This window comes from Pseudomonas sp. GL_135 (assembly GCF_057834665.1).
The window spans coordinates 1,205,428-1,228,958 of record NZ_CM174408.1; the positions used below are offsets into that span (position 1 = coordinate 1,205,428).

20 protein-coding genes and 1 pseudogene are annotated in these 23,531 nt (G+C 61.2%); 12 read left to right on the forward strand and 9 right to left on the reverse strand.

What is annotated here, in order from left to right:
* The first annotated feature begins 8 nt into the window (after positions 1-8).
* The gene (locus AC3ISG_RS05450) at positions 9-671 is read left to right on the forward strand and encodes a Pr6Pr family membrane protein (RefSeq protein ID WP_489298683.1); all 663 of its coding nucleotides are present in this window, start codon (positions 9-11) and stop codon (positions 669-671) included.
* A 70-nt stretch (positions 672-741) separates the two neighbouring features.
* Here the strand turns inward: AC3ISG_RS05450 and AC3ISG_RS05455 are convergent, their stop codons facing one another.
* The 5 genes from AC3ISG_RS05455 to AC3ISG_RS05475 form a co-directional block, all read right to left on the reverse strand.
* The gene (locus tag AC3ISG_RS05455; RefSeq protein WP_489298684.1) at positions 742-1,512 is read right to left on the reverse strand and encodes a siderophore-interacting protein; all 771 of its coding nucleotides are present in this window, start codon (positions 1,510-1,512) and stop codon (positions 742-744) included.
* Complete coding sequence (locus AC3ISG_RS05460; RefSeq protein ID WP_122622360.1) at positions 1,509-2,102, reverse strand: PadR family transcriptional regulator; 594 nt, start codon at positions 2,100-2,102, stop codon at positions 1,509-1,511. The genes AC3ISG_RS05455 and AC3ISG_RS05460 overlap by 4 nt, the downstream gene beginning before the upstream one ends.
* A 129-nt stretch (positions 2,103-2,231) precedes the next feature.
* Positions 2,232-5,354: a transglycosylase domain-containing protein gene (locus AC3ISG_RS05465; RefSeq protein WP_489298685.1), complete on the reverse strand. Its 3,123-nt coding sequence runs from the start codon at positions 5,352-5,354 to the stop codon at positions 2,232-2,234.
* Positions 5,355-5,567: 213 nt separating this feature from the next.
* Complete coding sequence (locus AC3ISG_RS05470; protein ID WP_489298686.1) at positions 5,568-6,710, reverse strand: OpgC domain-containing protein; 1,143 nt, start codon at positions 6,708-6,710, stop codon at positions 5,568-5,570.
* A 344-nt stretch (positions 6,711-7,054) separates the two neighbouring features.
* Positions 7,055-7,981 (reverse strand): alpha/beta hydrolase, encoded by a 927-nt coding sequence (locus tag AC3ISG_RS05475; RefSeq protein WP_489298687.1) that lies wholly within the window; start codon positions 7,979-7,981, stop codon positions 7,055-7,057.
* Between the two features lie 121 nt (positions 7,982-8,102).
* Between AC3ISG_RS05475 and AC3ISG_RS05480 the strand changes: the two genes are divergently transcribed.
* Positions 8,103-9,041 carry a LysR family transcriptional regulator gene (locus AC3ISG_RS05480; RefSeq protein ID WP_122536085.1) on the forward strand — a complete coding sequence of 313 codons (939 nt, stop codon included), beginning with the start codon at positions 8,103-8,105 and terminating at the stop codon, positions 9,039-9,041.
* Between the two features lie 190 nt (positions 9,042-9,231).
* Here AC3ISG_RS05480 and AC3ISG_RS05485 read toward each other — a convergent pair whose 3' ends face one another.
* Positions 9,232-9,603: a hypothetical protein gene (locus tag AC3ISG_RS05485; protein ID WP_122536086.1), complete on the reverse strand. Its 372-nt coding sequence runs from the start codon at positions 9,601-9,603 to the stop codon at positions 9,232-9,234.
* A gap of 198 nt (positions 9,604-9,801) precedes the next feature.
* Here AC3ISG_RS05485 and AC3ISG_RS05490 point away from each other — a divergent pair, with 198 nt between their 5' ends.
* The 3 genes from AC3ISG_RS05490 (at position 9,802) to AC3ISG_RS05500 (ending at position 11,733) form a co-directional block, all read left to right on the forward strand.
* The gene (locus tag AC3ISG_RS05490; protein WP_122536087.1) at positions 9,802-10,071 is read left to right on the forward strand and encodes a type B 50S ribosomal protein L31; all 270 of its coding nucleotides are present in this window, start codon (positions 9,802-9,804) and stop codon (positions 10,069-10,071) included.
* A 163-nt stretch (positions 10,072-10,234) separates the two neighbouring features.
* Positions 10,235-11,326, forward strand: coding sequence for a D-alanine--D-alanine ligase (ddlA, locus tag AC3ISG_RS05495; protein ID WP_489298688.1), 1,092 nt, complete (start codon positions 10,235-10,237; stop codon positions 11,324-11,326).
* A gap of 2 nt (positions 11,327-11,328) precedes the next feature.
* On the forward strand, positions 11,329-11,733 hold the full coding sequence (locus AC3ISG_RS05500; protein WP_489298689.1) for an NUDIX hydrolase: 405 nt from the start codon (positions 11,329-11,331) through the stop codon (positions 11,731-11,733).
* A gap of 42 nt (positions 11,734-11,775) precedes the next feature.
* Here the strand turns inward: AC3ISG_RS05500 and metR are convergent, their stop codons facing one another.
* Entirely contained in the window at positions 11,776-12,693 is a 918-nt protein-coding gene (gene metR, locus AC3ISG_RS05505) for a transcriptional regulator MetR (RefSeq protein ID WP_065992512.1), read from the reverse strand.
* 207 nt (positions 12,694-12,900) lie between these two features.
* Here metR and AC3ISG_RS05510 point away from each other — a divergent pair.
* The 7 genes and pseudogenes from AC3ISG_RS05510 to AC3ISG_RS05540 form a co-directional block, all read left to right on the forward strand.
* Positions 12,901-13,509 (forward strand): annotated as a pseudogene (locus AC3ISG_RS05510) (uroporphyrinogen decarboxylase/cobalamine-independent methonine synthase family protein); the annotation flags it as partial.
* Between the two features lie 156 nt (positions 13,510-13,665).
* On the forward strand, positions 13,666-14,658 hold the full coding sequence (locus AC3ISG_RS05515; RefSeq protein ID WP_272629955.1) for an alpha/beta fold hydrolase: 993 nt from the start codon (positions 13,666-13,668) through the stop codon (positions 14,656-14,658).
* A 110-nt stretch (positions 14,659-14,768) separates the two neighbouring features.
* The gene (locus AC3ISG_RS05520; RefSeq protein ID WP_272629952.1) at positions 14,769-15,437 is read left to right on the forward strand and encodes a DsbA family oxidoreductase; all 669 of its coding nucleotides are present in this window, start codon (positions 14,769-14,771) and stop codon (positions 15,435-15,437) included.
* Positions 15,438-15,608: 171 nt separating this feature from the next.
* Complete coding sequence (locus AC3ISG_RS05525) at positions 15,609-16,322, forward strand: GntR family transcriptional regulator (protein ID WP_163023094.1); 714 nt, start codon at positions 15,609-15,611, stop codon at positions 16,320-16,322.
* Positions 16,319-17,335, forward strand: coding sequence for an ADP-ribosylglycohydrolase family protein (locus tag AC3ISG_RS05530; protein ID WP_489298690.1), 1,017 nt, complete (start codon positions 16,319-16,321; stop codon positions 17,333-17,335). The genes AC3ISG_RS05525 and AC3ISG_RS05530 overlap by 4 nt, the downstream gene beginning before the upstream one ends.
* Positions 17,336-17,494: 159 nt before the next feature.
* Positions 17,495-18,964 carry a purine-cytosine permease family protein gene (locus AC3ISG_RS05535; protein ID WP_122622345.1) on the forward strand — a complete coding sequence of 490 codons (1,470 nt, stop codon included), beginning with the start codon at positions 17,495-17,497 and terminating at the stop codon, positions 18,962-18,964.
* Positions 18,954-19,877 carry a PfkB family carbohydrate kinase gene (locus AC3ISG_RS05540; RefSeq protein WP_489298691.1) on the forward strand — a complete coding sequence of 308 codons (924 nt, stop codon included), beginning with the start codon at positions 18,954-18,956 and terminating at the stop codon, positions 19,875-19,877. Before AC3ISG_RS05535 ends, AC3ISG_RS05540 begins: the two co-directional genes overlap by 11 nt.
* A 304-nt stretch (positions 19,878-20,181) precedes the next feature.
* Here AC3ISG_RS05540 and aauR read toward each other — a convergent pair whose 3' ends face one another.
* Positions 20,182-21,507: a two-component response regulator AauR gene (aauR, locus tag AC3ISG_RS05545; RefSeq protein ID WP_485617428.1), complete on the reverse strand. Its 1,326-nt coding sequence runs from the start codon at positions 21,505-21,507 to the stop codon at positions 20,182-20,184.
* A gap of 115 nt (positions 21,508-21,622) precedes the next feature.
* Positions 21,623-23,521, reverse strand: a complete 1,899-nt coding sequence (gene aauS / locus AC3ISG_RS05550) for a two-component sensor histidine kinase AauS (RefSeq protein ID WP_485617427.1) — start codon at positions 23,519-23,521, stop codon at positions 21,623-21,625.
* Between the last annotated feature and the right edge of the window lie 10 nt (positions 23,522-23,531).

Below are 23,531 nucleotides of genomic sequence, written 5' to 3' on the forward strand. Positions count from 1 at the left end.
TGATCCGAATGCCCAGCCCCACGTTGCAGCTGTCCCCAGGCGGGCGCCGCTTTGTCATCACGGCCGCCATGCTCGGCTGGTTCGGGCTTGCGGTGCAGCTCTATCTGATTCTCTGGGGGCGATGGATCGACCACGCCAGTCTTCTCGGCGGGCTGGTGCGGTTTTGCAGCTTCTTCACCGTGGTGACAAACACGCTGGTGGCAGTGGCGCTGAGCTGTGCGGTCATCGACCGGCATTCAGCGGGGTATCGGTTTTTCCGTTCCCCCGTGGTCTGCGCGGGGATCACCACCAGCATTGTTCTGGTGAGCCTTGCCTACAACCTGCTGCTGCGCCATCTGTGGACACCCCAAGGCTGGCAGTGGATCGCCGATGAATTGCTGCACGACATCATGCCGTTGCTGTTCCTGGCCTACTGGTTGTTCTTCGTCCCCAAAGGCCTGTTGAAACCTCGGCATGTGCTGATGTGGATGCTGTATCCCGTCGTGTACTTCGGCTATTTGCTGCTGCGCGGAAATGCCTTCGGCGACTACCTCTATCCATTTCTCGATATCGGCACGTTGGGAGTGGCCAAGGCGCTGACCAATGCGCTGGGCGTGCTGGCAGGTTTTGTGGTCATTGGGTCAGTCGTTTATGGGATAGACAAGGTTTTGGGCCGTAGAGGGCAGTCGTAACCTGTATGGATGACGCGCCCCGAATCTGGGGCGCTGGCAGTACTCAATCATCCCGAGGATCTCGTACACCTCACTCCTCGTCCGAACCGTCCGCGCGCCAGTATCCGGCAGCTTTTACAGTCGCTTCGTCCAGCTTGAAGTCATCCAGCAGCACGCGCCGCACCTTGCGTGACAGGGACGATTCGGTCGCTACCCAGGCATACAGGCTGCCTGGGGGCAGGGTCAATTGGCGCGTTACATCAAGCAGATCCTGCTCGCCACGCACCACCCAGATGACCTCGATCTGCGCCTCGCTGGTCAGCGCCTGGCGCTCCGCTGCGTCATCGATTTCGACCACCACCAGCGCACGCCGACCGACTGGCAATGCATCCAGCCGACGACCGATGGCGGGGAGGGCGGTCTCGTCGCCGATCAGCAGGTAGCTGTCGAACATGTCCGGCACGATCATCGAACCCCGGGGCCCGGCGATATTCAGCGTTTGTCCGACCTCAGCCTGGGCCGCCCAGGTCGCCGCTGGACCGTCGCCATGCAGCACGAAGTCGATGTCCAGCTCGCCGGTCTGCGGGTCGTAGCGCCGCGGGGTGTAATCGCGCATCGCCGGACGTGGGCTTTCAGCGTTTTGCAACGGCGCCTCGCTGTCCAGCGCTGCCTGCTCTTCGGGCGTGGTGGCGAACAACAGTTTGACGTGGTCGTCCGTGCCCAGACTGATGAACCCTGCCAACTCCGGCCCGTGCAAGGTGATGCGGCGCATGCGCGGGGTGATGTCGGTCACCCTCAACACTGCCAGCTTGCGACGTTTGATCTCGTGGCTGACGCGGTGAATCCCCTGTGGTGCATTCATTCCGATGTCTCCGAAGCAGTTTGTTGGCCGTCGACGATGGCTTTCGCGGTGTCGTTCAGCAGGTCGCGAACCCGCAGGATTTCCTCAGGGTTCCAGCGGCCGTGGTGCATCTGCAAGGCATGACGCAGGTTGTGCACGGCCTCGTGAATTTCCGGCGGACGATCGTGGCCGCGCAGCGAGCGCTTGCTGACGTCAATGCGCATTTTCACGCCATCCAGCGCGACGGCCTGTTCAGTCAGGAACTGCTGACCGGCGTCGGTGATGCGGTAGCGTTTCTTGCCACCATCGGCATCGCCCTCGATCAACTCGCTTTCTTCCAAAAAGGTCAGTGTCGGATAAATCACGCCAGGGCTCGGGCTGTAGGCGCCGTCGAACAGCGCTTCGATCTGGCGAATCAGGTCATACCCGTGGCAGGGCTGATCGGCGATCAGCGCCAACAGCAGCAGTTTCAGGTCGCCCGGCGCAAATACTCGCGGGCCGCGGCCGCCGCGTTCACGGCCGGTACGTTTCTCAAAACCATCGCGGCCGTCACCGTGCTCGCCGAAGTGAGGGCGGTGATGGTGGGGGTGATCGTGTGAGTGGTCTTTCATTTTTTTCATCTCTTGGTACAAGTTAGATATACCTTAAGATATATCTTATTGTCTCCACAAGACGCGTTAAGACGAACGGTTGTTGTCCGGTTTCTGGGTGATGCACTCGATGACTTCAATGAAAACCGGCTACAGACGCGTTGCCACCTGCGTCGGGACGGGCGCCTTGCACTGTGTGAAAGTGCCCGGTTCCAGGTAGGGATTAAGAATCGGCGCCATGCCTTTGAGCACTTGCACCGGAAGGGCGGAGGTGAATTTGAAGCTCTCGGCAGCGCGTCCCGGGACGTACGCCGTCAGGGTGCCGTAATGGTTGTCGCCGATGAAAAACACGAAGGTCGCGGTGCGATTGATCGCTTTGGACGCCAGGATTCGCCCGCCTGCGCCGACGCTTTCGATGCGGTTGTCGCCGGTGCCGGTCTTACCGCCCATGGCCAGCCCGCTGCCAGCTTGAGTTTTGAAGCTACCTGACACGCGCCGCGCCGTGCCGGCGTCCACCACCTGGGAAAGCGCCTCGCGCATGGCCGCAGCGACTTCTGATGGCAGCACGCGTTTTCCCAGCTCGGGGTTGTTCACCAGTTGTGTTTCGTAAGGGGTCTGCGCCGCGAAATGCAGGCTGTCGATGCGCAACACCGGCAGGCGAATGCCATCGTTTTGAATGATGCCGATGAGTTCGGCGAGCGCGGCGGGTCGGTCACCGGAACTGCCAATCGCAGTCGCCAGCGACGGCACCAGATGATCGAACGGGTACCCCAGCCGTTGCCAGCGCTGATGGATGTCGAGAAACGCTTCGATCTCCAGCATCGTGCGAATGCGGCTGTCGCGAGCACTCTTGTGCCGGCTCTTGAACAGCCAGCTGTAGACTTCCTGCCGCTCGAAACGGCTGGCCGCGACGGCATCCTTGAACTTGGCGTCCGGGTTCTGCAGCAGATACCCCACCAGCCACAGATCCAGCGGGTGAACGCGGGCAACGTAGCCCTGATCCGGCAGATCGAACTTGCCGGGGCCGTAGGCGAAATAGAGTTCATCCAGACGCTTCTCGGTCAGCGCCGTTTTGCTTTTTTCCCCGGCCATGTGCGCCCGGACGAATGCATTGAAAGCGCTTTGCGTGGCATCCGGCAGCAGGTAGCGGTGCACGGCGGCCAGTCGGCTCGCCGCGGGATGCACCCCATCGAGAAAGGTGTCGAGCCGGTCCTGGGTGGATTTGTTTTTGTAACGCTTCCAGAAGCGCAACAGAAATGACTTGCCCTCGCGGTCAGCGAACTCGGCCAGGTATTCCTGACGCCTCGGGTCGCTGTCGTCCTTGAGCAACACCGCGCTGTTGTTGGGCCCCTGATAAGTGGTGTAGCGCACCAGATCGCGCATCAGGCGAATGAACGGCAAGTTGATCGACTCCCGCAGAGCTTCGCGAAGGGTCGGGTTTCGGGCGTTATCCTCTCGGCGAAAATTGTTGAAATGATGCAGGCCTCCGCCGGTGAAAAAGCTTTCGCCGGGGCTGGCCGAATACTGACGATCGAGCGCGGCAGCGAGCATCTTCGAGAGGTCACGATCGGTGTTCTGAATCAGGTAATCCATAGCCCAGCGGCTGAGACTGTCTGACTCTTCAACGGGGGCTTTCTTCAAGGCGCCAGTGGGCTGATCGGCGTACTTGTCGTGCAGCTCGGCAATGATCTGCAAGTAGGTTGTCAGCACGCGCATTTTCGCCGTCGAGCCCAGCTCCAGCTTGCTGCCCTCGTTAATATCGAACGGCTGATCCGTGCTGTCGGTCTGCACACGCACTCGCGAGCCATCAGGATCGCGCTCGAACAGGGTGAAGCTGTAACGCACCGCCTGGGTGCTCGCCGGAGTGAGCAGGTGCTCGCCGATCAAGCCCATCTGACCGGCAAATTCGGGTTTGGCGAGGTCCCGCAGGTACTGACCGACGCTGACCTGCAGGTCATTTTGCAGCGTGCTGGTGGCTGACAGATCCAGACGATCGAGGTCGTACAGCGAACGATTGAGCATATTCGACAGCCGCGTGCGGGCGACGGTGATGCCTTTGTTGCTCTCAATCGGCTGCACCGTCGGCTGCTGCACCCAGTCGCGATACGTCACGCTGGCCGCCAGTGCGGCGTCGGCCAGCGGTTGATCGATGACATTGTTCTGTGCGAGCACGCGCAGATGGCTGTCAGTCAGATCCGCGAGTTCCTTGCGCCCCTTCGCCAGGAAGTGTGAGGGCCTGCGCTGAGCAATCACCAACGACAGGACTTCACGCAGCGCCAATCCCTGCGCCGCGAGGGTGTTTTCGTCCTGCGTCTTTGCGATCAGAAGCTGATTGGTCCGGTCGAAGTCCGCGCCGTACCAGACCCGCAAACCTTCGGCCATGCCGTGGACTTCGCCATGACCGGGGACCGCTGACAGCGGCACGCTGTTGAGGTAATCGCGCACCACCCGCTGCCGCGCCTCGAGGGTCTGCTGGCCCGGCTGATAGGCGCGAACGCTGGCGGACACCATCTGACGAATCTTCTCGCTGCCCGACAGCGTCAGGCCGTCCGGCGAGTGCCGGTACTTCTCCAATTGAGTCGCCAGTGTGCTGCCACCGGCCGACTGCCCCGGCAACCCCACCATTTTTCCCACCTGAGAAAGCGCCGCCTTGAAGAACCTTGGCCAGTCCACTGCCGGATTGGCCAGCGGGCGCTGTTCATCCAGCAGGTCGCGGTTCTCGATGAACAGCAGGCTGTTGACCAGCACGGGCGGGATGGCGGCGAAGGTCGGGTACAGCTGCTGCGGGTAGGTGTATTGATAGAGAGGCTCGGCGCGACAGTCAGAAATGGTCAGGCCGGATTGAATCTTCTCCTGATACGGCACGAAGAAACCGCGCTTGGCGTAGGACATTAGATCGGGAGAGAAACGCGCCTGTGCGCTGATCAGGTAGTCACGCTTGAGCAAGCGCGGCAGGAATTCGTCGAGGGCAGAATAGCCCAGACGTTTGTCAAAGGGCCCGTCACCAGGGTACACAATAGCATCACTGGGGCCGGCCTCGACGGTGTAGCTCAGGCCTTGGGCCAGTTGACTGAATTCCTGGGCCTGCAAACGCGAGCTGCGCACTTCGGTCGAGACCACAAATCCCAGAATCACCGCTGCGACCAGCACCGCCGCCAGCAAAAAACGCCACACGTAACGTCGTGGGCGAGCATGGCCTGGCACTGATCCGTTCCCCTGACTGTCAGCCTTGACCGCAGCCTTCTTCGTATCGGAATGCCAAAAAGCGCCCATATCGTAAGCCCGGTCCAGCCTGCACATCGCACTTGGTACAAGCGTAGACGCTGGTGGGCGCGGAGGGGATTTTGTGCGCTGGGGCGTAAGACTTTTCCGATGTGCAACCTGAGTCCCCCATCATGATGGACCCGCCGACCGAAAAGTTTGGGGGCTTTGAACGGTTTGAAGCGTGATGAGATGCCGGTCCTTAAAACGGCGGTGATGTCCCCATCAAACCTTCACCACCCGCGTCGCCTTCGGGCTTCCCAACCGCTTGTTCAACTCCAGCCAGTTCGACAACAGCAGCATCAACCCCAGGCCTAGCAGCGCGGTGATCACGCGCATTTGCCAGACATCGTCCGCCAGCGCGTTCGCCATGTCGGCGAGCGGGGCGAGTAGCACGCCCAGGCAGAAGATCTCCAGCGAATAGCGACCCATCCGGCAGGTCTGCTGGACAGGCCAGTTGTCGAGCCAGGTTACCGACGTCGGCAGTACCTTTGCGACGACATAAACCAGCGCAAGGAAATGCAGCAAGCGCACCGGCGACAGGTCGGTCTTGCTGATCGGATAGATCAGTTGGGTCAACGCTGAAGGCAGAAGCGCGTCATGCACGTCGGGAAATTTCCACAGCACGGTGATGACGCCGGCCATCACCAGGTAGGTCGCCGCTACAAGAAACAGCGGCTGTTGCCAAAGCGGGCGAGCGCTGGGTTTTGCGGTCAGCTCGCGTTGGGTGTGCAAGGCAAAGGCCCCGCCGAGCACGAAGATCAACTGCCAGGCGACCGGGTTGAAATACCAGTAACCGCCACCTTCGTAGGCGGGCAGGTTCCAGCCGAGCAGCGGCACCATCATGTACAGCGCAATCGACAGGCCGATCGCCAGCGCCGCGTTGCGCAGCATGATCGGCAGAATGATCGGAAGAGCGCCCATCAGCAGAATGTACAGCGGCAGCGGGTCGGTGAGGTTGGGCTTGAACCTCAGCAACAATTCATCGGCCAGCGCCTGCTGCGGGTTGCCGACGAAATACTCCAGCCCCATCTCCCGCACCATGTCGCGGGTTTCGACGTGGTTGTTGGCGACGAAAACGATGCCCATCAGCAGCGTCAGCAAAAAGATGTGCGCGACGTACAACACCCATGTGCGCCGCAGGATACGCAGGCACGCCACGACATAACCGTCACGCTGCGCCACCCGGCCGTAAGCGAGGACTGCGGCGTAGCCGGCGAGAAACACGAACACCTCGGCGGCGTCGCTGAAACCAAAATTGCGCAGCGTCAGTTGCGCGAACGGGTTGGCCGGCACGTGATCCCAAAAAATGAAAATCAGCGCCAGACCCCGAAAGAAGTCGATGCGATGGTCGCGTCCGTTCGTCATGACGGTGGGCCTTGCAAAGGTGTTTAAAGAAGAGGGGCCAGTGGCGGCCGTGGTTCCTTGCCGTCAGCAGGGTCTGATCGGCGGCGCGCAGGGTGGCGGGTTTGCGGGGTAAAAGCAAAGGGTGGGTGTTGCAGGATGTCTCGCTTGCTTGCCTCTTCGCGTTTGATTTTTCATCACCAGTGCATCCTCTGAGTTCCGTGGACATGATTTTACGGAAGGGGCGTCTGGTGAAGGTATCTCTGAGTGGGCGGGCGCATGTTCAAAGGTTTGGACAGCGGAAGCAGATTCTTTAGAGCGTGAACAGAGACGCGACAGCGAGAAAGCCGTCGCGCTGGGTGTGCGTTTCAGCGACTAGCGTCGGCCAGGCCATCCTCAATGAAGCGCACGGAGCTTTCCATTGCCTGCTGACCTTCCGGCAGCATGGTGGCGTAGAAGTGCCAGGCGTGGAACATCGCGGGCCATACCTCCAGGCTGACGCGAACGCGGTTATCCGCGAGGTGAGTTGCAAGTCGCATCGCATCGCTCAACATCAACTCGTTCTCCCCGATCTGCACCAAAATGGGTGGGAGACCGGTGACGTCTGCAAACACAGGAGAAGCCAGAGGATGATTGGCCAGCGTATCTCCCAGGAACGCTCTAGCGAGGATATCCAGGACAGGCTTGGAGTTCAGCGGATCCAGACCTTCCCGATTGCTCATGGAAGCCCCGGTGTGTTCAAGGTTCGCCCAAGGCGAGATGGAGGAGCCAACCGCAGGCAGTGGAAGCCCTTTCGATTTCGCAGCCACCATCACGCTGACAACCATCGCGCCACCGGCTGACTCGCCAGACAACGCGATCTTGTTAGCTGGGATCTTCTGCTCAAGCAGCCACTCGTAGGCGCGCAGTGTGTCGTCAATAGAGGCTGGGAACTTGTGCTCAGGGGCAAGGCGGTAGTCCGGCATGTACACACGAGCGCCGAGCATTTTTGCGTAGTTGCCGCCGATGCCGCGGTAGCCGTCTGGACGGCCAACAATGTACGCACCACCGTGGATGTACATGATGACTGCGTCGGTTTTGATCTCATCAGGGGTAACCAGTGTGCCCGGTACGCCACCCATGTCGACTGCTTCGAATTTGACGCCAGCAGGCGCAGGATTTTGCGCGAGCATTTTTGCGTAAGAGTCGCGGATGTCGCTCATTTTCGTAGTGGTATCGATTCCCTTAAGAACGGGTACTAGATCGCTCAGGCTGTTGGCCCAGGTTTGGACGGCTGCTTGTACTTTAGTGTTCATAATGACCTCAATTGATCGCTGGGAGTGGATTAGCTAATTGAGATACTATGCTTAGTATTGGGGAATAGGGTTCCCCATAACAGGCGCTAAGCCGCCCGAACGTTGACGCTCAGAGGTCTCCATGGAACTCCATAACCTGAACGACATTGCCGCCTTTGTAAGCTCCGTAAATGCTGGCAGCTTCACTGCGGCGGCGAAGCAGCTGGGGCTCACTCGTTCGGCGGTGGGGAAGTCGATAGTTAGGCTTGAGGCTCGTTTGCAAGTACGCCTGCTCAATCGCACTACTCGTAGCTTGAGCATGACGGACGACGGCCAGGTTCTTTATGAGCGGTGTGTGGGTGTTCTCCAGGATCTGGACGATGTGGAGGACGCCTTGGCGTTTCGTCGCTCGACACCCAGTGGACGGCTGCGGATGAGCCTGCCGGTTGCATTGGGCAGGCTCCATGTTCTCCAGCACATCGAATGCTGCCTGAAAGATTGGCCCTCGTTGAGCGTGGATATCACTTTTTCGGACAGGTTGGTCGACCTGATCGATGAAGGATTTGATCTGGCCATGCGTATCGGGCCGCCCAAGGAGGACTCTCGGTTACTCACACGTACAGTGGCCTACCAACAAATGATCACCTGTGCTTCACCAAAGTATCTGGCTGAGCATCCACAGCCCCAAAGGCCCGACGACCTTTCAGAGCACCAGTGTTTGCATTTTGTGAGCGGTGGAAGACTGCTTCCCTGGAATTTTCGAGTCAATGATCGCTCTCTGTCCGTCACCCATGGTGGAAGGCTGCAGATGGACAGTGCTGAGTCACTGCACCAGTCAGCTGTCGCTGGCTTGGGTATTGCGACCCTGCCTTCGTACGTGGTTAACGACGATTTACGCAACGGCAAGCTTGTCCAACTGCTGGCGAATTACGCAGAGGCGGCGGAGCCTATTCGGGTGATCTATCCGAGCAAACGTCACCTCTCTCCGAAAATCCGTCTCTTTATCGATAAGCTTGTGGAGACTTGGTCGCCTTGTCCTCCATGGGATCAGTATCTGACGGACGACCTTCGTCCTGTCTGACCGTTAGCTAATCCCACGTGCAGGCTCGATGCCAGGCTCCCTCGAAAGGCATTTTTCCGTATCGGCTTAGGTAAGCAGCCGCCGGAAACGAATTTTTCAAGAAGCGGCATAGCGATACGACGAGCGGCACATCAGGTTGCTAATAACACGCGCCCCTTTTTTACGCGCAGATCCCCAACTCAACCGCAGATTACAGAGCTTCCGGCATCAGCATCGGCTTGCGGTCCAGTGTCTCGCTGATCATTCGATAGATGTCTTCCTTGCCATCGTCGCTGCAGCAACGGATCTCGTGAAGCACTTCGCGCTCTTTGGGAGACAGCCCGATGTAGTTCCATTCGCACGCCTGGCGCATGAACACGTCGTGGTCGTTGACGGGCATGACGTCGTCAGCGGCTTCATGAAAAGCCTCCACGATCGTTTCGATCAGGCTGACGAGCTCCTTGGATTCAGGCTTGCCGTCGGTCGCCTGGACCAGACGCTGCAGATGATTCAACGCGCTGCGTGCGTCGATCAGCTTCATGTGTGCGGGGACGCTCATTTCGTAACGATCGATCAAGTGCATGGCACTACCTCCTGGTGTTGTTGTTCATTCCGTTCCCGTTGAGGACCGGGCTGGGTCGTCAGGGCGCGAACGTTAGCGGCAGGGGAGGCGTCGGAAAAGGCGAAAGTTGTAACCGTTACAAAATGGGTTCCGGTTGAACTATCTCGAATTGATACTGTATAACGTATTACATGATTGTTTACATTCTGGAGAAAGACGATGAAAGCCGACATCCATCCCGACTACCGTCAGGTCCTGTTCCACGACACCGCAGCCGATGTATTTTTTCTGATCGGCTCCACGGTTGACACCGACCGCACGCACACTCACACCGATGGCAATTCCTACCCTTACGTTGCCCTCGACGTGTCCAGCGCGTCGCATCCCATGTACACCGGTCAACAGCGCAAAACCACCACCGAAGGCCGTATCGCCGGCTTTAACAAGCGTTTCGCCACCTTTGGCTCCGGCGCCAAGAAAGAAGAATGACAGCAGTACCTCCCGCGCTCCGGGCATCGCCAGTCGATCACCCGGGCGCGGGATTTTTTTTGCCGTTTTTTCACGGTATTCCGTCTTGCAGGCCACCTTGGCACTGGACTATCGGGCAAAATTGCTTTTAGCTCTGCGGCCTGAAATTCAGGAGCATCCCCCTTTGAAAAAGTCAGTCGCCATCGTTTTCGGTGGGCAATCCTCCGAGCATGAAGTGTCGTTGCAATCGGCGCGCAACGTGATCAACGCGATTGATCGCAACAACTTCTCCATCACCCTGATCGGTGTCGACAAGCAGGCCCATTGGCTGCGCTTCGACGAGCAGGATTACCTGCAGAACCCCACCGATCCGGCGCATATCAAACTCAGTGAATCCGGCCGCCTGCTTTCGCTGATGCCTGGCGCCAGCGGGCCGCAGTTCGTGGAAGTGCAGACCGGCGCAAAGGTGCCGCGCATCGATGTGGTGTTCCCGCTGATCCACGGCAGTTTCGGGGAGGACGGCTGCCTGCAAGGCATGTTGCGCTTGCTGGACATTCCGTTCGTGGGCCCGGATGTGCTGAGCTCTGCGGCGTGCATGGACAAAGACGTGACCAAGCGGTTGCTGCGCGATGCGGGTATTTCGGTCGCGCCCTTCGTGGTCCTTCAGCGTGGCGAGACGGTGGATTTTGTCAGCGTCTCTGCGCAGCTGGGCCTGCCGCTTTTCGTCAAGCCGGCGTGCCAGGGGTCGTCGGTCGGCGTGAGCAAAGTCACCGACGAAGCCGGTTACGCCGCCGCCCTGAAACTGGCTTTCGACTACGACAACAAGGTGCTGATCGAGCAGGGCATCGTCGGTCGTGAAGTAGAATGCGCCGTGCTGGGCAACCACGAACCGAAGGTCAGCGTGTGTGGTGAGGTCGTCGCCAATGACGAGTTCTACGCCTACGACACCAAGTACCTGAATGACGGTCAGGCCCGCATCGCCATCCCTGCGCAAATGTCCGAGGATATGAGCGAGGCCGTGCGTGAAGTGGCGCTGCAGGCCTATCGCGTGCTGGGCTGCGCCGGCCTGGCGCGGGTGGATTTCTTTGTCACCGAGGCACGGGAAATCATCATCAACGAGGTCAACACGCTCCCCGGTTTTACCTCCATCAGCATGTACCCGAAACTCTGGCAGGCCAGCGGATTGAGCTACGCCGAGCTGATCGACCGCTTGATCACGCTGGCGCTGGAGCGGGCTGAAGAAACCCGCGCGCTGAAAACCGAGGTGGTGCTGTGACGGTGAAAACGCTCCGCATCGCCGCCGCGCTGCTGACCCGCGCCGATGGCAAGACACTGCTGGTGCGCAAACGCGGGACCGAGGCGTTCATGCAGCCGGGCGGCAAGATCGACGCCGGTGAGTCGGCGCTTGATGCGCTGGCCCGTGAGCTGAACGAGGAATTGGGACTGGTCATCGCGCCTGAACACGCGCGATTTTTGGGTGAGTTTTCGGCGGTGGCGGCGAACGAACCGGGCTTCGAAGTGAACTGCCAGCTGTATGGCGTTCAGGTTGAGGACCCGGTCAGTCCCGCGGCCGAGATCGAAGAGGCCATCTGGGTCGACGGCGGGAACATTGACCAGTTGCACTTGGCGCCGCTGACCCGGGATTCGATACTGCCGCTGTACCGACGCCTGCAAAACGCCTGATCTGCAGGGGGCCGCATTGCATGGGGTAAGCAGCGTGGCGCGTTAACGCACCGCACTCACCCCGTCCAGTGTCGAAAACGACGTGTCCTTCGCCGTCAGCAGGAAGTCTCGCATGTAGGGCGCGTCCAGCATGTCTGCACGAATGGCTGCGTACAGCGTGGCGAACAATCCTTTTTCCCCCAGCCGCTTGCCCTTCACGTACCCGCGTGAGCTGTATTCATGCAGCGCCCAGTGGGGCATCCCACATACCCCGCGGCCGCTGGCCACCAGTTGCATCATCATCACCGTCAGCTCGGACGTGCGCACCTGCGCCGGTTCGATGTCGGCCGGCTCGAGAAAGCGCGTGAAAATGTCCAGGCGGTCGCGCTCGACGGGGTAGGTGATCAGGGTTTCATTGATCAGGTCTTCCGGCACCACATAAGGCCTGGCCGCCAGCGGATGCTGGTTGGCGACTGCGAGCATGGCCTCGTAGGTGAACAGCGGCACATAGGTAATGCCTGCCAGTTCCAGCGGGTCCGAGGTCACCACCAGATCCAGATCGCCACGGGCCAGGGCGGGCAGGGGCGCGAAAGCGAAGCCCGACGCCAGATCAAGCTCCACCTCCGGCCACGCATCGCGGAACTGATCGATCGTCGGCATCAGCCACTGAAAGCAACTGTGGCATTCGATCGCCATGTGCAGGCGTCCGGCGACACCGCCGGCGAGCCGCGAGATATCCCGCTCGGCGTGACGCAGCTGCGGCAGCACCGAGTCGGCCAGTTGCAACAGGCGCAAGCCCGCGCTGGTGAACCGCACTGGTTTGGTCTTGCGCACGAACAGCGGCATGCCCATGCGTTCTTCCAGTTCCTTGAACTGGTGGGACAGCGCCGACTGCGTCAGATGCAGGCGGTCGGCCGCGTCGACGAGGCTGTCTGCTTCGCGTAAGGCGTGCAGGGTTTTCAGGTGACGAATTTCCAGCACCGAAAGCGCTCCATGAGTAAATTTTGTGATCAACACGAATTTAATGAGTTTGTCTCATGTAAGGAGAAGTGTCGACAATGGCGCCATCGTTTGAAGGAAGCAGTCAGCATGGGCCAGGTCAACAACACTCATTTTCCTCACATCGGCGTGGCCATGGGCTTCAAGCAGATCCTCGAAACCCTGGGTGACGGCGTTGAGGTGGACGCAGTGCCAACGTTCACCCAGGACCAACGCTTTAACCTGAATTGGGCGCCGCTGTTCAATGAGGTCGATGAAGCCCGCGCGCAGGGCCAAACGATCCGGCCGGAAATCATCGGGCCGCTGACCTACCTCTGGCTGGGGCAGGCGGAGGGCGAAGGCTTCGACAAGCTTGACTTGCTTGACCGTCTGCTGCCGGTGTACGGCGAGATCCTGGGTCGGCTGGCGGGCAAGGGCGTCGAGTGGGTGCAGATCGACGAGCCCATTCTGACCCTCGATTTGCCGCAGGACTGGAAGAACGCCTTCGAGCGCGCTTACCACGCCCTGCAATATTCGCCGCTCAAGAAGCTGCTCGCGGTGTCTTGCGGCGGTCTCGGGCTGGGCAGCAACCTTGGCCTTGCGGTGTGTTTGCCTGTGCAAGGCCTGCATGTCGATGTGCTGAGTGCCACGGAGCAAATGCCTCTGGTGCTGGACCGCCTGCCGATCTACAAGGTGCTGTCGCTGGGTGTGGCAAGGGAACTGGACGCAGCCGGCGTGAACGCTGAGGCCGCGCTTGAGGTGGTGAAGGAAGCGCAATTGCGTTTTGCCGACAACCTATGGGTCGCAGATTCGATCAGCTCGCAGGCAACAGCGGCCGCGTGAATGCAGGTCGAGATGACCGTTTTGCTACCGCTCAGCCCTCTTCATCAAACTGTCACGCAACTGTGGCAGCGCGCTTGAGAAAACTTCATCAGACTCGCGGCCTACTGGGGTTCTGTGTGTCGGTGTTTTTCCATGCGGGTTTTACTTTTTCTGGCTGCGCTCTTGTGCAGCCTGCCGTCTTTTGCGGCCTCTCGATGCGATGTTGATGTTCCCACGCAAGTGGCCGAGCTCGATGACGTGCACCTGGCGTATCAGAGCATCGGTCGTGATTCCGATCCGGCGCTGTTGCTGGTCATGGGCCTCGGTGGACAGCTGATCCATTGGCCGGATGAAGTGGTCGTCGCGCTGTGTCAGCAGGGCTTTCGCGTCATTCGCTACGACAACCGGGACGTGGGTTTGTCGACCTGGGTCCAGGCGCCGCCGAGTTCCAACCTCACCTATGAAGTGCTGCGCTACAAAATCGGCCTGCCGGTCTCGGCACCGTACTCGCTCACCGACATGGCTCAGGATGCGCTGGGCCTGATGGACGCGCTGCACGTTCAGCAGTTTCACGTGTTGGGCGCGAGCATGGGCGGCATGATCGCGCAGCATCTGGCGGACATGGCGCCCAGGCGCGTGGAGAGTCTGACGTTGATCATGACCAGCTCCGGCGCGCCCGGCCTGCCGATGCCCAGCCCGGCGTTGTTGCAACTGCTGGCCCGTCGCGGCGCGCCGGACCGGCAGACTGCCCTTGAGCAACAGGCTGATCTTCTGGCGGCGCTGGGCAGCCCGGAGGTCAAGGATGATCGGCAGATGCTGCTGCATCAGGCGGCGGTATCCTACGACCGGGCGTTCAATCCTGAAGGCGTGAAACGGCAGATTCTGGCGATCCTCGCCGAACCCAGCCGAGTCGAACTGTTGAACCGCCTGAGGGTGCCTACACTGGTCGTGCACGGCACGGCGGATCCGCTATTGCCAGTGATGCACGGGATTCATGTGGCAGCACACATTCAGGGCAGTCAACTGAAGCTCATTCCCGGCCTGGCCCACCGTTTTCAGGAAGCCTTCAAAGCCCCGTTGCTGGCGGCCGTGTTGCCCTATTTGCGCGAGCATCGTGAGGACGCTTCCCACGTCGCCCAGCTCTGATGCAGCGGCGGGCTTGACCCGCCTGTTGAGGACAGTCGCGCCGGTGTAGGGTTTGAGCGCCGGCGTGATGGGCGTATCGTGGCGCTTTCCCTCCCTTGCACGAGGCTGCCATGAGCACTCCGCTGAAAATCGACTTCATCTCCGACGTGTCCTGCCCCTGGTGCATCGTCGGCCTGCGCGCGCTGGACCAGGCGCTTGAGCACCTGGGCGATGAAGTCCAGGCCGACATCCACTTCCAACCCTTCGAACTCAACCCGCAGATGCCGCCGGAAGGCCAGGATATCTTCGAGCACATCGCCGAAAAGTACGGCTCCACGCGGGAACAATTCAAGGCCAACGCTGAGAACATTCGTGAGCGCGGCGCTGAGCTCGGGTTCGTTTTCAAGCAGGGCGAGCGACGCATCTTCAACACATTCGATGCCCATCGACTGTTGCACTGGGCCGAGCTGGAAGGCAAGCAGCATGCGCTGAAAGACGCGCTGTTCACCGCGTACTTCAGCCAGCATGCCAACGTATCCAGCCACCAAGTGCTGGCAGATATTGCGCAGAAAGTCGGGCTGGACCGGGTGCGCGCCGAGGCCTTGCTGGCCAGCGACCAGTACGCCAGCGAAGTTCGCGAACTGGAACAATTGTGGGTGTCGCGGGGCGTGAGTTCGGTACCGACCATCGTTTTTAACGACCAGTACGCCGTTTCCGGTGGGCAACCGGTTGACGTGTTCGTCAGCGCCATTCGTCAGATCGTGGGCGAAGAATCGAGCGTGGTTGACCCTGTCAGCTGACTCCTGTCAGCAACCCTGAAGCGCATTGCGAAGGCGGTTATCCGGGGTGTCTGGACCCCGGATGACGGTTAACGGCGGTGCGCTATCTACTGTCATGTGTTGTTACGCATCGCTCGTTGCATTCCAAAAAACACTTGCTCCTCACAGCCACTTTCGGATATCAATTTGTACATGATTAGACAGGTTCGATTCGACAAGAAAAAACGCGTAGTGGATGAGCTGGCCCGACGCATCGAAAGCGGCCAGATGGGCTCGGGCGAATTGTTGCCCGGCGAGAATCTGCTTGCACAGGAATTCAACGTCAGCCGGGGCACGCTGCGCGAAGCGCTGTCCGAACTCAAGCGACGCAACTACATCGCCACGCAAACCGGCGTCGGCTCGATCGTGACCTACGACGGCATCTCGCTGGATCAGCGCGCCGGGTGGGCTCAGGCCCTGGCCGACACCGGTGCCAGGGTCAGCACCGAGATTTTGCGTCTGGTGGCGGTGCAGCGGCCTGATCTGGCGGGCCGGTTTGGTACCGCCGAGTTCATCGCACTGGACCGCCGTCGCACGGCAGGCGATGGCAGCGTCGTGTCGTTGGAGCGCGTGCTGATCCCGGCCTGCGACGGCCTGGAAAATCTGCCCCGCGACGGGCTGATCGAAGACTCGCTGACAGTCACGCTGGCCGCCCACGGCTATGTCGGGGATCGCGGCGATCAGTGGATCGGTGCCGAGCCCCTGAGCAACGACGACGCGGCGCTGATGTTGCGCCAGCCGGGCTCGGTGTTCCTCAAGGCGACGCGCACCACGTTTGATCGCCGCGAACGTTTCATGGAGCACGTGGAAAGTCTTCTGGACCCCGTGCATTTTCGTCTGCATCTGGCTTTTGGATCGTCCACATGACCGCACTGATCGACACTCGCGACCGAGGCTTGGGCGCTTTCTACGGACTGGCGCTGGGCGACGCCCTGGGCATGCCGACGCAATCCCTGAGTCGCGAGCAAATCAGGCAGCGATTCGACCGCATTACTACGTTGCAGGCCGCCGGTGCCGATCAGCCCATCGCGCCGAACATGCCTGCCGGTTCTATCACCGATGACACCGAACAGGCGGTGCTGGTCGCCGAACTGCTGGTCGCCGGAAGAGGGCGCATCGAGCCTTCGGACCTGGCGCAACACCTGATCGACTGGGAGGCGGTCATGCAGGCCAAGGGTTCGCAAGACTTGCTGGGCCCCTCGACCAAGCGCGCCATCGAGATGATTCTGGCCGGGCACAGTCCTGAAGAAGCCGGGCGTTTCGGCACCACCAACGGCGCCGCGATGCGCATTACGCCGGTGGGCATTGCCTTCGACGTACGCGATGAAGCGCGCTTCGTCGAGGCGGTGAAACAGGCCTGCCAGGTCACCCACAACACCAACCTCGGCATCTCCAGCGCAGCGGCGGTGGCGGCGGTGGTCTCGGCGGGCATCAGCGGCGCCAGTCTCGGCGACGCCCTCGACGTCGGCGCGCGCATTGCCCAGGAGGCCGAGCGTTACGGCTACTGGATCGCCGGCGGCCGCATCGCCGCCCGAATCCGATGGGCCAAACAGCTGTGCGCCGGATGCAGCAATGAACAACTTCCCGAATTGATTTATGACGTGATCGGCACGTCCGTCGCCTCCCAGGAATCGGTAGTCGCGGCCTTCGCCCTCGCTCATCAAGTGGCTCGCGGGCAGGTATCGGCATTCGATGCGCTGTGCATGGCCGCCAGCCTGGGCGGCGACACCGACACTATTGCCGCCATTCTCGGGGCGATGCTCGGCGCCTGTGAAGGCATGGGCGCCTGGCCTGCACCGCTGATCAAACAGATCCAGACCGTCAACGCGCTCGACCTTCATCCCGTGGTCGAGCAGTTGCTGTCCCTGCGCGGGGTCTGATCCGACCAACGCCAGCCCGTATAAAGAACAAGACCTACCTCGCGGCTCTATGCAGCGGCGAGCCAGGGTTTTTGCAGCCTGCAAAAGCCCACGCTGACACGGATGTCGTTTGCTTTGCGCACTGCCCACAACCAGAACAAATGGCACAGGAGCATTCACATGACGTCATCCAACGCCGCTCAAGGCGCAGGTCAGCTTGAAACACGCGGCATCGAGCCGGTTCCGGAAAACGAATGCAACGGTCACCCGCTGCAGCTTTTCTGGGTGTGGTTCGCGGCCAACATCAGCATCCTCGGTCTGCCGTTGGGGGCGACGCTCGTGGCCTTTCGCGGGCTGTCGATCGGGCAGGCGATCATCGTCGCCATCCTCGGCGCGGCCGGTTCGTTTGCGGTGGTCGGGGTCATTTCCATTGCCGGCCGACGGGGCAGGGCGCCGAGTCTTACGCTGTCCCGGGCGATTTTCGGGGTGCGCGGGAATATTGGTCCGACTATCGTCTCGCTGATGTCGCGTCTGGGCTGGGAAACCGTGAACACCACGACCGCCGCGTTCGTACTGCTGTCGCTGTGCTCGATCCTCTTCGCCACGCCGGTGGAGGCCAAGAGCGCGCCGGGCCTGACCCTCGTGTTCATCGCCATTTTCGTGCTGATGACACTGACCGTTTCTGGCCTGGGCCACGCCACCTTGCTGGTCATCCAGAAATGGGCGACGTACATCTTCGGCGCGTTGAACGTCATCGTCGGCGGCTTCCTGATCGCGCACATCGACTGGGCCGCCGTCTTCAATGCCGCGCCTGCACCGGTGAGCGCGATGATCATCGGCATCGGCACCATGGCGGCGGGCACCGGCATCGGCTGGGCCAACGCGGGCGCCGACATGTCGCGCTATCAGCATCGCAGCGTCAAGGCCACGCGGCTGGTGGCGTCGGCCGCTTTCGGCGCCGGCATCCCGCTGGTGTTGCTGATCACCTTGGGCGGCCTGCTGTCGGTGGGCAATGACCACCTGGCGTCGGCCACCGATCCGATCATCGCGATTCGCGAGCTGCTGCCGACCTGGATGGCGGTGCCGTACCTGATCACGGCGTTCGGCGGGCTGCTGCTCTCCAATAATCTGTCGGTGTACTCGGCGGGCCTGACCACGCTGACCCTGGGCCTGAGGATCAAGCGCGTGCACGCAGTGATTGTCGACATCGTGGCGATCTTCGCCGGTTCGATTTACTTCATGCTGATCGCCGACAGTTTTTACGGCCCGTTCATCACGTTCATTTCCATGCTCGCCGTTCCGATCACTGCGTGGGTGGGGATCTTCATCGTCGACCTCATGCATCGCCACTACTACTCACCGGCTGATTTGATGGACGTCTCGCCGCGCAGCGCCTATTGGTATCGCGGCGGCATCGAGTGGCGTGCGCTGGGTGCATGGGCCCTGGCCATCGTGCTCGGTTACAGTTTCACCACCGTCGCAACCACACCGGAGAATGTGCTGTTCAAGGGCTTGCTGTCCGACTCGTGGTTCGGCCATAACGGCCTGGGCTGGATCGTCACGTTCGTGGTGGCGGGCGGTCTGTATGCTTTGCTCGGCGGCGCCCGTGACCGTCGCGTTGTCGCCGAAGAGGTTGTTCATGCCCGCTAGATTGCTCTACACCGGCCAGGTCGTGGTCGATCTGGTCATGGCGCTGGACGCCTTGCCTCGTTCCGGCGGCGATGTGCTCGCCCGTTCGGCGGCCTTTGAAACCGGCGGAGGCTTCAACGTGATGGCCGCCGCGCGCCGCAACGGTCTGCCAACGGTGTATCTCGGTCGCCACGGTGCGGGGCGTTTCGGCGATCTGGCGCGGCAGGCCATGGCGACAGAGGGCATCGACATCGCGACTGCGGCCTCGACGGGCCAGGACACCGGCCTGTCGGTGGCGCTCATAGAGCCCTCAGCCGAGCGCTCGTTCATTTCCTACGTTGGTGCCGAGGGCGGTTTGTCGGCTGACGATCTGGGTAGCGTCAATGTACAGCCTGAGGATTACGTGTTCGTCAGCGGCTACAGCTTGCTGCACGAAGGCAAGGTGTCGACGCTGCTGGACTGGCTCGCGCGGTTGCCGGCAGGGGCGGGCGTAGTGTTCGATCCGGGGCCGCTGATTGATTCGCCGGAGGCCTCTGGCATGCAGGCGGTGTTGCCATTGATCACGCTGTGGACGAGCAATGCGGAAGAGGCGCTGCGCTTCACCGGGTGCGAGACGATCGAAGCGGGTATGGAGAGGCTGGCGCACTGGCTGCGCGACGACGCGTTATTGGTGGTGCGTGATGGACCGAACGGCTGCTGGATTCGTCAGGGTTCCGAGACCCGACACGTGCGCGGCTTCCCGGTCACGGCCATCGACACCAATGGCGCCGGCGATGCCCATGCAGGCGTGCTGCTGGCCGGGCTGGCGTCAGGGCTGACAGCTGCTCAAGCGGCACTGCGCGCCAATGCGGCCGCAGCCATCGCCGTCACCCTCTGGGGACCGGCGACTGCACCGACGGCGGCAGAGGTGGATGCATGGGTTGCCGGTGTCTGATTCTAAGATTTCCTGTCGTCCAGACACCGCGTTATCGCGTTGCCAGCACCGATCATGTGGGAGTGACCGGGGTGGCGCTCCACCTTGCTCACGAAGGCGGTATTTCAGCCGCTGAAGATTCAGAGGATGTACGCGGATCCTGTGGGAGTGAGCTTGCTCACGAAGAGGTCATTACAACCGCTGCATATGGGGTGGATGTACCGGCCCCTTCGCGAGCAAGCTCGCTCCCACGGTTCGTGCATCTGCGGGAAGATCGGAATTGTCGGCACGTTAGATGACAGCAGTTGGGGGTGAGCCCACGCAGTCACCCCAACCCGTATTTCTTCACCTTGTCGAACAACGTGGTCTTGGCCATGCCCAGCTCCTGGCTGGCCTGACTCAGATTCCCGCCGCTGCGCTGCAACGCCTCGCCCAGCAGGTTCTTCTCGAACGCCTCCACGGCTTCGGCGAAATCCAGGCGCTGGGTGGCGACTTCCGCACCGGCCGTTTTGAATGCCGGCAGGCCTAACGCGTAACGCTCGGCGACATTGCGCAGCTCACGCACATTGCCCGGCCAGTCATGGGCCAGCAATGCCGAGCGGGTCTGCGCATCCAGCTGTGGCGCTTCACGGTCAAAGCGCAGCGACGACTGCTGCAGAAAATGTTCGAACAACTGCAGGATGTCTTCGCGACGCTCTCGCAAGGGCGGCAGTTCGAGGGTTACCACGTTGAGCCGGTAATACAGGTCGCTGCGAAACTGGCCCGCTTTACTCAGCGCATTGAGCTCCGACTTGGTCGCCGCAATCACCCGGCAGTCCACCGCCACACTCTGGTTTGAACCCAGTCGCTCCAGCGTGCGCTCCTGCAATACCCGCAGCAGTTTGATCTGCAGGTTGATCGGCATACTTTCCACTTCGTCGAGAAACAGCGTGCCGTCGTGCGCGTGTTCGATCTTGCCAATGCGACGTTTGCCGGCGCCGGTGAAAGCGTTCGCCTCGTGACCGAAGATTTCGCTCTCGAACAGGCTTTCTGGCAGGCCGCCGCAGTTAAGTGCTACGAACTGATGGTCATGGCGGCGGCTGAAGTCATGCAGGCAACGGGCGACCAGTTCCTTGCCGGTGCCGGTTTCGCCTTCGATCAGCACATTGGCCGAGGTGTCCGCGACGTTGGCGATCAGCGCGCGCAGGGTTTGCATCGCTTGGGAGCGACCAATGATTTTGCCCTCGAGGGAGTCGCGCTCGGCCAGTTGCCGACGCAATGACCATACCTCCCGGGCCAGCCCACGTTGCTCCAGCGCGCGGCGCGCAACCTCGACCAGGCGCTCGGGAGAGAAGGGCTTTTCCATGAAATCGTAAGCGCCATCGCGCATCGCGCCGACCGCCATCGACACGTCGCCGTGACCGGTGATCAGCACCACGGGCAGGGTTCGATCGCGTTCTTTCAGGCGCTTGAGCAGCTCAAGCCCGTCCATGCCCGGCAGGCGAATGTCACTGATGACGATGCCGGCGAAGTTTTCACTGACCAACCCCAGCGCTTCTTCCGCACTGCCCACACCCTGGCTGTGTATGTCTTCCAGCGCCAGCGCCTGTTGGCAGCCGAGCAGGACATGCGGGTCGTCTTCGACGATAAGTACCGTCAGATCAGTGTTCATGGTGTATTCCAGTGCGTACCCGCGAAGCGGTGTGTCAGGTTTTTGAACAGGGTCACTGCCCCGGTGCTTTCGCGAGCAAATAGGCTCCGAAAACGTCCGGCAATGCGTTGATCTCTCATACACCCGCCGCCCCGCGATCAACCAGAGGCAACACCAGCACGAACATCGTGCCCCCCTCGGCCGGGTCTTCAGCGTTGAGCGTGCCGCCTGCCGCCGCAGCGAGGCTGGCGGACAGCGTCAGGCCCAACCCCAGTCCCTGTTCGCCGGGCTTGGTGGTAAAGAAGGGCTCGAATAAATGCTTGCGCGCTTCGGCGTCGATGCCGTGGCCGTTGTCCCGCACGCGCAACCGGTAGCGGCCCTCGAACACGTCGCCTTCCAGCCACAGAATCGGCAGCGGCTGCGCCTGCATGGCGTCCAGCGCGTTGCCGATAAGGTTGACCAGAATCTGCTCAAGCCGGGTCTGGTCAATCGCCAGTTCGACATCGTCGATCTGCTGATGCAGCTCCAGTGACGCATTGTCCAGGCGCGCCGCCAGCAATTGAAGCGCAGCGTCGACCGCTTTGCTCAGCGACGCCTGGCCCTTGTCTTCCCCACGTCGGGCGAAGGCGCGCAGGCTGGCAGTGATGCGGCCCATGCGATCCACCAGATCGTTGATGGTGCGCAGGTTCGCACTCGCCGTGTCCAGCGCACCCCGTTCGAGAAACCGAACGGTGTTGCCCGACAACGTACGCAGTGCGGCAAGTGGCTGATTCAGCTCGTGGGCGATGCTGGTGGACATCTGGCCGATGGCGGCGAGCTTGCCGGCCTGGATCAGTTCATCCTGCGCCTGGCGCAGGGTTTCTTCGGCCTGGCGGCGTTCGCGAATCTGCCCCTTCAGGCGTTCGTTGCTGGCGCGCAGGTCGGCGGTGCGGTCGGTGATGCGCCGTTCCAGTTCGTTGTTCGCCTGCTCCAGCGCCTCACGGGCGGCGAGGCGGGTGGAAATCACCTTGCGCCGCTCGTTCCAGGCAATCAGCAGAAACGCCACCAGCGCGCAGGCGACGGCGACGAGCATTCCTTGATTGGCGGCTTCCCGGCGCAGGTCTTCCAGCGGCGTCAGCAGGGTCAGGTGCCACGGCGTGTCAGCCAGTTCGCGGGTCTGCGCCAGATAACTCACCACCGTGTGCTCATGGTCGACGCTGGTGTTGGCGGGAAAGGTCAGCTTCTCGACCCCATCGGCGATCGATTCACGTTCCAGCGGCACCAACTCGTTGAGCGGCCACCAGTAATATTGCAGGCTGCGCGCCAGCCGCTCCTTGATCTCGGCGGTCAGCGGCCGGACTGATTTCAGCCGTCGCGCCGGGTCGCTGGAAAGGATAATGATGCCGTTCTCGTCGCTGACAAACGCCTCAAGTCGCGCGCGCTGCCAGCGTTCTTCCAGTGCTTCCAGGCGGACCTTGATCACCGCGACGCCGATGATCTTGCCTTTCTCTTCCAGGCCGTGGGCCAGGTAATAACCCGGTTCGCCGGTGGTGCTGCCGATGCCGTAAAAACGCCCGGGCAGACCGCGAATCGCGTCCTGATAATAAGCGCGGAAGGACAGGTCCTCACCGAGGTAACTGTCGGCATCACGCCAGTTGCTGGTCGCCAGCACCCGGCCGGTGGTGTCCAGCACATAGATGGCCCGACTGCGGCTGCGCCGGTTCAGGCCCTCGAGGTAATCGTTGACCTTGGAACGCAGCTCCGCAGACGGGTTGTTGAGCAGGTCGGAAACGTTGGATTCCAGCTCCAGCACGCTGGGCAGGTAGTTGTATTTGTTGATCTCGCTCTCGACGGTGCGCGCGTGCAGCTCCAGCTGACGCTGACCGTTTTCACCCAGCGCCTTGATGGCGTTTTTCTCGCTGTACAAATAGGTGACGTAACCCAGCGCAATCATCAGCAGGATGATCAGCGGCGGCACGAACAGATGGCGAATCAGTCGGGGTTTCACGGCGAGTGATGGCGGCGCGGCGCGGTAGAGAGGGGGGTCGCATTTCATCACAGTCGTC

Bases quoted from the DNA above. Each gene is read 5' to 3' on its own strand.
- AC3ISG_RS05450 (WP_489298683.1), top strand. From the start codon at position 9: ATGCCCAGCCCCACGTTGCAGCTGTCCCCAGGCGGGCGCCGCTTTGTC.
- AC3ISG_RS05455 (WP_489298684.1), bottom strand. From the start codon at position 1,512: ATGAATGCACCACAGGGGATTCACCGCGTCAGCCACGAGATCAAACGT.
- AC3ISG_RS05460 (WP_122622360.1), bottom strand. From the start codon at position 2,102: ATGAAAGACCACTCACACGATCACCCCCACCATCACCGCCCTCACTTC.
- AC3ISG_RS05465 (WP_489298685.1), bottom strand. From the start codon at position 5,354: ATGGGCGCTTTTTGGCATTCCGATACGAAGAAGGCTGCGGTCAAGGCT.
- AC3ISG_RS05470 (WP_489298686.1), bottom strand. From the start codon at position 6,710: ATGACGAACGGACGCGACCATCGCATCGACTTCTTTCGGGGTCTGGCG.
- AC3ISG_RS05475 (WP_489298687.1), bottom strand. From the start codon at position 7,981: ATGAACACTAAAGTACAAGCAGCCGTCCAAACCTGGGCCAACAGCCTG.
- AC3ISG_RS05480 (WP_122536085.1), top strand. From the start codon at position 8,103: ATGGAACTCCATAACCTGAACGACATTGCCGCCTTTGTAAGCTCCGTA.
- AC3ISG_RS05485 (WP_122536086.1), bottom strand. From the start codon at position 9,603: ATGCACTTGATCGATCGTTACGAAATGAGCGTCCCCGCACACATGAAG.
- AC3ISG_RS05490 (WP_122536087.1), top strand. From the start codon at position 9,802: ATGAAAGCCGACATCCATCCCGACTACCGTCAGGTCCTGTTCCACGAC.
- AC3ISG_RS05515 (WP_272629955.1), top strand. From the start codon at position 13,666: ATGCGGGTTTTACTTTTTCTGGCTGCGCTCTTGTGCAGCCTGCCGTCT.
- AC3ISG_RS05520 (WP_272629952.1), top strand. From the start codon at position 14,769: ATGAGCACTCCGCTGAAAATCGACTTCATCTCCGACGTGTCCTGCCCC.
- AC3ISG_RS05525 (WP_163023094.1), top strand. From the start codon at position 15,609: ATGATTAGACAGGTTCGATTCGACAAGAAAAAACGCGTAGTGGATGAG.
- AC3ISG_RS05530 (WP_489298690.1), top strand. From the start codon at position 16,319: ATGACCGCACTGATCGACACTCGCGACCGAGGCTTGGGCGCTTTCTAC.
- AC3ISG_RS05535 (WP_122622345.1), top strand. From the start codon at position 17,495: ATGACGTCATCCAACGCCGCTCAAGGCGCAGGTCAGCTTGAAACACGC.
- AC3ISG_RS05540 (WP_489298691.1), top strand. From the start codon at position 18,954: ATGCCCGCTAGATTGCTCTACACCGGCCAGGTCGTGGTCGATCTGGTC.
- aauR (WP_485617428.1), bottom strand. From the start codon at position 21,507: ATGAACACTGATCTGACGGTACTTATCGTCGAAGACGACCCGCATGTC.
- aauS (WP_485617427.1), bottom strand. From the start codon at position 23,521: ATGAAATGCGACCCCCCTCTCTACCGCGCCGCGCCGCCATCACTCGCC.